Origin of the sequence: Paractinoplanes deccanensis, from assembly GCF_016862115.1 — a bacterium.
GTDB classification, from domain to species: Bacteria; Actinomycetota; Actinomycetes; order Mycobacteriales; family Micromonosporaceae; genus Actinoplanes; species Actinoplanes deccanensis.
The window spans coordinates 34,049-44,024 of sequence record NZ_BOMI01000061.1; the positions used below are offsets into that span (position 1 = coordinate 34,049).

Annotated in this window: 8 protein-coding genes; 5 read left to right on the forward strand and 3 right to left on the reverse strand. The window is 74.0% G+C overall.

The features are described 5' to 3' along the window. The first annotated feature begins 54 nt into the window (after nt 1-54). From Ade02nite_RS15980 to Ade02nite_RS15990, 3 genes are all read left to right on the forward strand, one after another. Nucleotides 55-1,176, forward strand: a complete 1,122-nt coding sequence (locus tag Ade02nite_RS15980; RefSeq protein ID WP_203763035.1) for a 5-methyltetrahydropteroyltriglutamate--homocysteine S-methyltransferase — start codon at nt 55-57, stop codon at nt 1,174-1,176. Between the two features lie 63 nt (nt 1,177-1,239). Beyond that, the gene (locus tag Ade02nite_RS15985) at nt 1,240-2,220 is read left to right on the forward strand and encodes an ATP-binding cassette domain-containing protein (RefSeq protein ID WP_203763037.1); all 981 of its coding nucleotides are present in this window, start codon (nt 1,240-1,242) and stop codon (nt 2,218-2,220) included. Beyond that, the gene (locus Ade02nite_RS15990) at nt 2,217-3,032 is read left to right on the forward strand and encodes an ABC transporter permease (RefSeq protein ID WP_203763040.1); all 816 of its coding nucleotides are present in this window, start codon (nt 2,217-2,219) and stop codon (nt 3,030-3,032) included. Before Ade02nite_RS15985 ends, Ade02nite_RS15990 begins: the two co-directional genes overlap by 4 nt. Here the strand turns inward: Ade02nite_RS15990 and Ade02nite_RS15995 are convergent. The 3 genes from Ade02nite_RS15995 to Ade02nite_RS16005 are packed head-to-tail and all read right to left on the reverse strand — an operon-like array spanning nt 3,014 to nt 8,484. Further along, complete coding sequence (locus tag Ade02nite_RS15995) at nt 3,014-4,408, reverse strand: serine hydrolase domain-containing protein (RefSeq protein WP_239168791.1); 1,395 nt, start codon at nt 4,406-4,408, stop codon at nt 3,014-3,016. The genes Ade02nite_RS15990 and Ade02nite_RS15995 overlap by 19 nt on opposite strands. A 46-nt stretch (nt 4,409-4,454) precedes the next feature. Beyond that, the gene (locus Ade02nite_RS16000) at nt 4,455-7,667 is read right to left on the reverse strand and encodes an ATP-binding protein (protein WP_239168792.1); all 3,213 of its coding nucleotides are present in this window, start codon (nt 7,665-7,667) and stop codon (nt 4,455-4,457) included. 58 nt (nt 7,668-7,725) lie between these two features. Next, a complete protein-coding gene (locus Ade02nite_RS16005) occupies nt 7,726-8,484 on the reverse strand; it encodes an SDR family NAD(P)-dependent oxidoreductase (protein ID WP_203763043.1) in 759 nt (252 codons plus the stop codon). A 79-nt stretch (nt 8,485-8,563) separates the two neighbouring features. Between Ade02nite_RS16005 and Ade02nite_RS16010 the strand changes: the two genes are divergently transcribed. Continuing rightward, nucleotides 8,564-9,157: a VanZ family protein gene (locus Ade02nite_RS16010; RefSeq protein ID WP_203763046.1), complete on the forward strand. Its 594-nt coding sequence runs from the start codon at nt 8,564-8,566 to the stop codon at nt 9,155-9,157. Next, nucleotides 9,114-9,968: a helix-turn-helix transcriptional regulator gene (locus Ade02nite_RS16015; RefSeq protein ID WP_203763049.1), complete on the forward strand. Its 855-nt coding sequence runs from the start codon at nt 9,114-9,116 to the stop codon at nt 9,966-9,968. The genes Ade02nite_RS16010 and Ade02nite_RS16015 overlap by 44 nt, the downstream gene beginning before the upstream one ends. Nucleotides 9,969-9,976: the final 8 nt, after the last annotated feature.

A 9,976-nucleotide genomic window follows, 5' to 3' on the forward strand; every position in this document is an offset into this window, starting at 1 on the left:
GCGTTACGTTGGCAGCATCCGGGAGCCGGGAGCGGACCGAAGGAGGACCAGGCGATGACACTGCGCGACACGCCGCCGTTCCGAGCCGATCATGTCGGGAGTCTTCTGCGGCCGCCGAAGCTGCTCGAGGCCAGGGAACGGCGGGCCGTCGGGGAGCTGGGGGCCGAGGAGTTGCGGGCCGTCGAGGACGAGGCGATCCGGGACGTCGTCCGGATGCAGCGGGATGTCGGCCTGCGGTCGGCCACCGACGGGGAGTTCCGGCGTACGTCGTGGCACATGGACTTCATCTATCGGCTGGGCGGGGTGCGGCCCACCGACGAGAAGATCCAGGTGCATTTCCGCAACGCCGAGGGTGAGCTCGACTTCGAGTCGGCCGCGCTCGCCATCGACGCGCCCGTGCGGCTGAACGAGACGATCTTCGGAGACGACTTCACGTTCCTGCGCGACACGGTCGGCGAGGGCGTCACGGCCAAGCTGACGATCCCCTCGCCGAGCATGGTGCACTACCGGGGCGGGCGGGCGGCGATCGATCCGGCCGTCTATCCCGACGAGGAGCGGTTCTGGGCCGACCTGTCCGCCGCGTACAAGGAGCAGGTGAAGCGGGTCGCCGAGCTGGGGTGCCGCTACCTGCAGCTCGACGACACGAGCTTCGCCTATCTGAACGATCCGGCGCAGCGCCGGCTGCTCACCGAGCGCGGGGACGACGCCGAGCACCAGCATCTGCGCTACATCCGGCAGATCAACGCGGCGCTCGCGGGGCGGCCGGACGGGCTGGCCGTCACCACCCACATGTGCCGGGGCAACTTCCGGTCGTCGTGGGCGGCCGAGGGCGGGTACGACTTCGTCGCCGAGGCGCTGTTCAGCGAGCTCGCCGTCGACGGGTTCTTCCTGGAGTACGACGACGAGCGCTCGGGCACCTTCGCGCCGCTGCGGTTCGTACCGCCGGGCAAGATGGTGGTGCTGGGGCTGGTCACCACCAAGCGGGGCGCGCTCGAGTCGAAGGACACGCTCAAGCGCCGCATCGACGAGGCCGCTCGCTACGTACCGCTGGAGCAGTTGTGCCTGTCGCCGCAGTGCGGGTTCTCCTCGACCGTCGAGGGCAACGCTCTGACGTACGAGGAAGAGGTCGCCAAGCTCCGGCTCATCGTCGAGACCGCTGACGAGGTCTGGGGCTGACGGTCAGCGCCGTGTCAGCGCCGTGTGGGCGTCGTGTCAGCGCCGGGCGCGACGCTCGGGGGCATGAGCGATTTCGTTGTGCGTGCGGAGGGACTCCGCAAGCGATTCGGTAAGACACAGGCGCTCGACGGGGTGGACCTCGCGATGCGCCGCGGCACGGTGCTCGGCGTGCTGGGGCCCAACGGCGCCGGCAAGACGACCGCCGTGCGGGTGCTGGCCACCCTGCTGCGCCCGGACTCCGGCCATGCGGAGGTGGCCGGCATCGACGTGCTGCGCGAGCCGCAGCGGGTCCGCCGGCGTATCGGCCTGACCGGGCAGTACGCGAGCGTGGACGAGGACCTGACCGGCACCCAGAACCTGGTGCTGATCGGGCAGCTGCTGGACCTGCCCGGCAAGGAGGCGAAGCGCCGCGCGGCCGAGCTGCTCGAATGGTTCGACCTCGCCGAGGCCGCCGGCCGGATGGCCAAGACCTATTCCGGTGGCATGCGGCGCCGCCTCGACCTGGCGGCGAGCCTGGTCGGCCACCCCGAGGTGATCTTCCTGGACGAGCCGACCACCGGCCTCGACCCGGCCAAGCGCGAGGACATGTGGGGCGTCGTGCGCAACCAGGTCACCCAGGGCGCCAGCGTGCTGCTGACCACGCAGTACCTGGAGGAGGCGGATGCGCTCGCCGACGAGATCGTGGTGATCAACAAGGGGCGGGTGATCGCGCACGACACCCCGGACGGGCTCAAGCGGCTCGTCGGCGGCCTGACCCTGCGCGTGCGCCCGGCCGACCCGCAGCGGGTGCCGGACGCGCTGCGCGTGCTCGACAAGGTCGCCGCGCCGGGCACGTCCGCCGCGCCGGACTCCTCCGCGGGCGCCCGCCCCGGTGCGGTGTCCGTGCCGGTCACCGACGACACGGCTCTGGACGAGGCGGTGCCCGCCCTGCGCCACGAAGGCATCGAGGTCGTGGACCTGGGCCTGCACCTACCCAGCCTCGACGAGGTGTTCCACGCCCTGACCACCCAGAACGAAGAAGCGCAGAAGGAAGAACTGGTATGACCACGCTCACCGCTCCCGCCCCCGTCCTCGACAAGCCCCGCGGCGGTTCGATCGCCGCCCTCGCCCGGCACAGCGTCGCGCTCGCGCGCCGAAGTTTGATCAAGACGATGCGGACGCCGGAGGCGCTGCTCGACGTCACGCTCCAGCCGGTGATCTTCCTGCTGCTGTTCACCTACCTGTTCGGCGGCGCCATCTCCGGCGGCAACCGCGGCGAGTACCTGCAGTTCCTGCTGCCCGGCATGCTGGCGCAGTCGCTGGCGATGGGCGGCATCGCGCTCGGCCAGAACCTCAACGCCGACATCGAGAAGGGCGTCTTCGACCGGTTCCGCTCGCTGCCGGTGGCCCGCTCGGCGCCGCTGGTCGGTGCGGTCGCCGCCGACGTCGTCCGCTACCTGACCGTCTGCGTGGTCATGCTCGCCTTCGGCATGCTGATGGGCTTCCGGGTCGAGACGGGCTTTGTGCCGGCGGTTGCCGCGGTCGCGCTCAGCATCGCGTTCGGGCTGTGCTTCTGCTGGATCTCGGTCTGGGTCGGCATGCTGGTCCGCACGCCGGGCGCCGTGCAGGGCCTGATGTTCCTGCTGGTCTTCCCGCTGTCGTTCGGCAGCAACGTGTTCGTCGCGACGGACACGCTGCCCGGCTGGCTCCAGGCCTTCGTGCACGTCAACCCGATCACCCCGCTGGTCTCCACCATCCGCGGCCTGCTCCTCGGCGGCCCGGTCGCGAGCCACCTGCTGGTCACGCTGGCCTGGATGGCCGGGCTGCTGGTGGTCTTCGTCCCGCTGGCGCTGCGCGGCTACGCCCGCCGCGCCTGAGGCACTGGTTGTGAGCGGGGCCCGGGGAGAGCCCCGCTCACCCGCGCCGCCACCCGGCCGCCGTAGAGGTATCGGCCGTCGTCGAGGAAGGTCAGGGTGGAATGCGAGCCGTCGACGGGTTCCGCGGTGATGTAGGTGGAACCGCTCAGATGGACGTAGGCGTCCGTCGCCGGGTTCTCGTCGAGCGCCGCGGCGATGCCCCGCGCCTGCGAGGTCACGTCGAAGCCGCTGTCCGTGGCGACGACGTCGTAGACCGCGAGCGGGAACTCGTACCGGCCCGCGTACCGCTGCGGGCCGGGCCGCGGCGGCGTGACCGGCGGGGTCGGCCGGGCCGGCACGGTGCGGCCGGTGACCTCCGCGACGATCGCGTCGAGCAGGTCGTCGAAGAGGCCGGTGGAGGACGCGCTGTTGGCGCCGACGGCGATGACGAGATCGTGCCCCGGAACGACGCGCCACAGCGTCGCCTGGCCGATCGTGTCGCCGTCGTGACCGTAGGCGGGCGTGCCGTCCCAGTCGAACAGGACCGGGCCGAGCCCGCGCTGCCGGGCGCCGCGCTCGGCCACCCCCGGCAGGGTGAGCTGCGGCGACGTCATGGCGGTCACGGCGTCCGCCGACAGCAGCCGGGTCCCGTCCGATGCGGTCCCGCCGGCGAGGAACATCCGGCCGAGGCGGACCAGGTCACGCGGCGCCACGGCCGGGGCGCCACCGGCCGGCCCGATCGAGCGGGGAAACTGCCACCGCGGGACGACCTCGCCCCGTACGTGCCCGGCCGCGGCCCGGAAGAGGATCGCCTCCTCGGCGAACAGCGCGGTGTGCCGCATGCCCAGCGGCTCGACCAGCCGCTCACGCGTCACCGTTTCCCAGGTCGCGCCGCGCAGCCGCGCGACCAGCGCGCCGAGGACGCTGTATCCCGAGTTGCAGTAGGAGAAGTGAGTGCCCGGCGGGAAGACCTGGCCCGCCTTGTCGTGCAGGATCGCCAGGTACCGGTCGAGCGCGTCGTCGCCGCGCCCGGTGTCCTCGAAGACGTCCCCGTCGAAGCCGCCGGTGTGCAGCAGCAACTGCCGCACCGTCACGGTCTCGGCCGCCCGCGCGGAAGCGACCGCGAAATCCGGCAGGTAGCGGCGCACCGGCTGGTCCAGCTCGATCAGCCCGTCGTCGGCCAGCTGCATCACCAGCGCCGCCGTCCAGACCTTGCCGGCCGACCCGATCTGGAAGAGGCTCGCCGGGGTGGTCTCCACGCCGGTGTCGCGGTTGAGCACGCCGGTGGCCGCCTCGGCGAGGTCGTCGCCGACGCCGACCGCCACGGCCGCGCCGGGGACCTCGTGCTTGGCGGCCGCTTCCGTCAGCCAGGCGGACAGATCGGGCAACAACGGCACAACGCCTCCCGGGGAAGATCGATGTCCGTACCCTATCGGCGGCCCGTCATGGCTGGGGGAGGCCCGGCCGGCCCAGCAGGGCGGGGTCGACGCGCGTCAGGGCCGCCTTCCCGTCGAGCTCGAAGCCTTTGCTGTACGCCTCCGCGAACGCTTCGCCGCCGATCGCCTTGCGGGCGCGGGCGCTCAGCTCGCGGATCTGCGGGTCGGTGCGGTCGTGGGCGCCGCGCAGCCGGGCCGCCGCGCCGAGCAGCACGGCCGCGTCCCGCTCGCGCCCGTACAGCTCCGCCAGGCGGGCCCCGGTCACGGCCACCATCGACATCACCGGCATGTCCTGCGTCTCCAGCGCCGCCTCGTACGCCTCGGCCAGCGCCCGCGCGGCGCCGGCCGGGTCGCCACGCTCGATGTGGATGGACGCCCGCACGCCGCCGGCCAGGGCCCGGCCGTGGTCCCCGCCGAACGCGATCCGCTCGTCCGCCTCGCTCGCGGCCTGCTCGATCAGCGACTCCGCCCGGTCCAGGTCGCCGAGCCGCACCCACAGGCCCGCCTCGATCGCGTTGACCAGCATGAGGAACTCCGGCGAGACCGCACGCAGCGCCCGCTCCCGCACCTCCTCGATCATCGCGATCGCCAGGTCGGTGTCGCCGCGCCGCATGTTCAGGTCGATCCAGCGCAGGTCGATGAAGATCTCGTCGGTGAGGCTGAGCGACCCGAACTCGCGGGCCAGCGAGCGGGCCCGCCGCAGGTCGGCCAGCGCGCCGTCGAGGTCCCCGTCGTACTGCCGCACCATCGCCCGGGTGGGCAGCACGGTGGCCAGACCCCAGCGGTCACCCACCTGCCCGAAGATCTCCAGCGCGCTCTCGACGTCCGCGCGCACCTGGTCGAGGTTGCCCTCGTTCTCGGCGAACTGGGCCCGGAACACGTGGGCCAGCGCCGCGAGCCACACGTCCGGGCCGTCGATGGTCTGCTGGAGCAGTGCCATCGACGCCCGCGTCTCGCGCAGGAAGGCGAGCATCATCGCGGTGAGCGGACCGGCCAGGCCCGGCAGCTCCGGATAGGCGACCAGGCGCTCGGTGAGCGTCACCAGCTCCTTCGGGCGCGACTCGACGGTCTGCTCGAAGGTGACGTGCTCGCTGCTGGCCCGGTTGAGCAGCAGGATGGCCGCGGCGGTGTCCCGCTCGACGTCGGGGCCGCCCGGGTGCGGCACCGCCAGCGCCTCGCCGAGCCAGTAGACGGCGTCCGTGTGCCGGCCGAACATCTGCCAGTACCAGGTCAGGTCCAGCGCGAGGGCGACCGCGCCGTCCCCGTCGCCGGTGTCGCAGAGGTGGCGCAGGGCGGCGAGCGCGTTGTCGTACTCGGCGCGGATGACCCGCATGGCGGTGAGCTGGCCGGGTCCGCGCAGCTCGGGATCGTGCCGGGCGACCAGCCGGGCCAGGTAGCGGGCGGCGAGGTCGCGGGCGTCGCCGAGGCCGCCCTGCTCGATGCCGTACTCGCGCAGGGTTTCCAGCATGCGGTAGCGGCCGCCCTCCGGCGCCAGCTGGAGCAGCGACTTGTCGACCAGGGCGGCGAGCAGGTCGGGGATCTCGTCCGGGGGCACCGAGGTGCCGGCGCAGACCGCGGTGGCCGAGGCCGCCGTCACGCCGCCGGGCAGGATCGAGACCCGCCGGGCCACCGTACGCTCGTGCTCGCTCAGCAGGTCCCAGCTCCACGCGATGACCGCCCGCAGGGTGCGGTGGCGCGGGAAGGCCGTGCGGCTGCCGGTGGTGAGCAGCCGGAACCGGTCGGACAGCCCGGCGGCGAGCTCGGCCAGTGTCATCGTGCGCAGCCGGGCCGCGGCCAGCTCCAGCGCCAGCGGCATGCCGTCGAGGCGCCGCACCACCTCGAGGATCCCGCCCAGGGTCTCGTCGTCGACATCAAAGCCTGGCTGTACGGCGGCAGCGCGCTCGGTGAACAGGCGCACCGCGGCCGTCCGGCGCGCCTCGTCCACGTCCGCCTCGGGTCCGGGCAGCGCCAGCGGCCCGAGCGGCGCCAGCGCCTCCCCGTCGATCGCCAGCGCCTCGCGGCTCGTGGCCAGCACCCGCAGCCCCGCCGAGCGGCGCAGCAGCCCGGCGAGCAGGTGGGCGACCGCGTCCACGAGGTGTTCGCAGTTGTCGACGACGAGCAGCAGCTCGCGGCCGGTGAGCTGGTCGGCGAGCACGTCCAGCTCGTCGCCCTCGACGCGCAGCCGGGCGTCGAACAGCGCCGAGCCGCGCAGCCCGATCGAGGCGACCACGGCCGCGCCGACCTTTGCCGGCTCGGTCACCGACGAGAGGTCGACCAGCCAGGCCCCGTCGCGGTATTCGTGGCGGTGGCGCCGGGCCGCCTCCAGCGCGAGCCGCGTCTTGCCCGCACCGCCCGGGCCGACCACGGTGACCAGCCGCCCGGTGGCGAGCAGCGTGTCGACGCGCTGAAGGTCGTCGTCGCGCCCGACGAAGCTGGTCAGCGGCGCGGGCAGGTTGCCCTTCACCTCCACCCGCGTCTCCGGCGCCGAGCGCAGCAGGCGCAGGTGCTCCTCGCGCAGCGCCGCGCCCGGATCGGCGCCGAGCCGGTCGGCGAGCGCCTCGCGGATCCGCTCGTAGACGGCGAGCGCCTCGGCCTGCCGGCCCTGCGCGGCCAGCGCCTCCATGAGCAGCGCGGCGGCCCGCTCGTGCACCGGATCGCCGGCGAGCAGCGCGGTCAGCCGGGCCGCCGCGGCCTCCGCCCGGCCCGTTCTCAGCTCGGCCTCGGCGAGCCCCGCGACCGCCTCCACCGAGGCGAGCGCCAGCCGGGTCGCCACCGCCGGCGCGACCGAGGCGATCAGCGCGGGCTCGGCGCCGGCCCGGTCACCCCACAGCTCCACGGCCTCGCCGAGCAGCGCCGCCGCGGCGTGCGGGTCGCCCGCGCGCAGCTTGTCGCGCCCGTCCGAGGCCAGCCGCTCGAAGCGCAGCGCGTCGACGTCCTCGGCGCTCACCGCGAGCCGGTAGCCGCCCTCGGCCTGCGGCAGCGACCCGGCCCCGCCGAGCAGCCGGCGCAGCCGCGACACGAGGGCCTGGAGGGCGTTCACCGGATCGGCCGGCTGCTCCTCGGGCCAGAGCGCCCCGGCCAGCGCGTCGACCGGCACCGGCCGCCCACCGGCGAGCGCCAGCCGCACGAGCAGCCCCCGCAGCCGAGCGCCGGGCACGGGTACGGCGGTGCCGTCGGCGGCCACCTCGAAGCCGCCGAGCAGCGTCACGCGCAGATCCACACCGTCGATCCTCTCGCGCGCGGCGCCGCACGCCCAAACCGCCCCGGGGTCGCGCCGCTCAGGCGCCGGCGCCCCCGTCGACCGGGACGATCGCCCCGGTGACCACCGAGGCGCGGTCGCTGAGCAGCCACGCGGCCACCTCGGCGACCTCCCGCGGCTCGGCCATGCGGCCCAGCGGGGTGGTGGCGTGGATGCGCGCGACGACGCCGGGGGTCGCCGCCTCCCACGTGTCGATCATCTCGGTCGCGGTGCCGCCCGGGGTGATGCCGTTGACCCGGATGCCGTCGCGGGCCCACGTGACGGCGGCGGTCTCGGTGATGCTGTTGAGCGCCCGCTTCATCGCGCCGTAGGCGGGCAGCGCGGGATTGGCGCGGCGGCTGCCGATGCTGGACGTGTTGACGATGGCGCCGCCGCCGGTGCGCCGCATGAGCTCGGCCTCCGCGTTCATGGCGGTCCAGTGGCCGCGGAAGTTCACCGCGAACTGGTTGTCGATGTCCTCGTCGCTGGTCGTGTCGAGCGGCCCCGGCCGCTGGATGGCCGCGCCGTTGTTGAACGCCCCGTCCAGCCGCCCGTGCAGCTCGCCGGCGCGGTCCACGGCGGCGCGGACGCTCGCCCGGTCGGCCAGGTCGAGCGCGACGGCGTCCGCGACGCCGCCCTTGTCGCGGATCTCCTCGACGATCCGGTCCAGCGCCTCCGTGCCCCGGGACGCGAGCACCACGGCGGCGCCCTCCTCGGCGAAGAGCCGCGCCGCGGCCGCCCCGATGCCCCGGCTCGCGCCGGTGATGAATACGACCTTGCCGGTCAGCATGTCTGTCATGCCGCAAGCCTCGCCGCGGCCCGCGCCCGTAGGCAGGCACAGGCTGTACCCCTTTACGGGCCCCGCTAGCATTCGCCGCATGCTCAGCGGCTGGCACGGCTGGTTCGGCACGATCACCGGAGTGGTCGTCGTCACGGTGGCCGCGTTGCCGCTCGCCGCGCTCGCGGCCTGGGCCCTGGCGCGCCGTCGCGGGCAGTGGCGGACGGCCCTCGCCGAGGTGGGCATCGTCTACGGGACCGTGCCGTGGGTGTGGATGATCCTGTTGCCCAACGGCGGCGCCGGGCACGACCACGCGCGCGTGAACCTCGTACCGCTGCGCGATCTGACCACGATCCTGGCGGGCTCTCCGGTGACGGCGACGGTGCAGATCGCCGGGAACCTGCTGGTCTTCGCGGCCCTCGGGTTCTTCGGGCCGATGCGGTACGCCGTGCTGGCGTCCGTGCCGCGCGTGCTGGCCCTCGGGGCGGCCGGATCGATCGTGGTGGAGCTTCTTCAGTACGCGCTGCGCCTCGACCGCGTGTCCTCGGTGGACGACGTGCTGCTCAACGCCGCGGGCGCCGCCCTGGCCGCGCTGCTGTCCCGCCGGTGGTGGGCGGGACGTCCTCCGCCGGGCAGCGCACACTTGATCCATGGACAAGCAGGAGCTCGGAGCCTTCCTTCGCAGCCGGCGTGAACGGCTCCGCCCGCAGGACGCCGGCCTGCCCTCGGGACCGCGGCGCCGCACCCCCGGGCTGCGCCGCGAAGAGGTGGCGGTGCTCGCCCACATCTCGACGGAGTACTACGTCCGCCTCGAACAGGGCCGTGCGCCCCGCCCGTCGGCCGAGGTGCTCGCCGGCATCGCGGCCGCGCTGCGCCTCACCGATGCCGAGTCCGACCACCTGCACGTCCTGGCGGGCACCGCGCCGGCCCGCACCGGCCTGCACCGCCGCGACGTACGCCCGAGCATCCTCACCCTGCTCGAACGGCTCCCGCAGACCGCGGGCTTCGTCACCTCCGCCGCCTTCGAGGTGCTCGCCTGGAACGACCTGGCCGCCGCGCTCATGGAGGACTTCGCCGAGCGGCCGCCGCGGGAGCGCAACCTCGCCCGCCGAGCGTTCCTCGACCCCGATCCTTTGCTGTACGGGGTCTCCGACGCCACCGAGTTCCGCCACCACGTGGTCAAGCAGCTCCGCGCGACGCTGGCCCGCTACCCCACCGACCCCGAGGTGTCCGGCCTCGTCGACGACCTGCGCGGCGGCAGCGCCGACTTCGCCCGCCTCTGGGAGCGGCACGACGTCCAGGGCGCCGCGATGCTCACCAAGACCTTCCGCCACCCCACGGTCGGCGACATCACCGTCGACTGCGACGTGCTCGCCCTGACCGACCGCGACCAGCACCTCGTGCTCTACACCGCGCCGCCCGGGTCACCCAGCACCGAGGCCCTGGCGCTGCTGAGCGTCCTCGGCACGGAGTCCTTCTCCGCCCCGCACTTCGGCAGTCCCTAGGCGTTCAG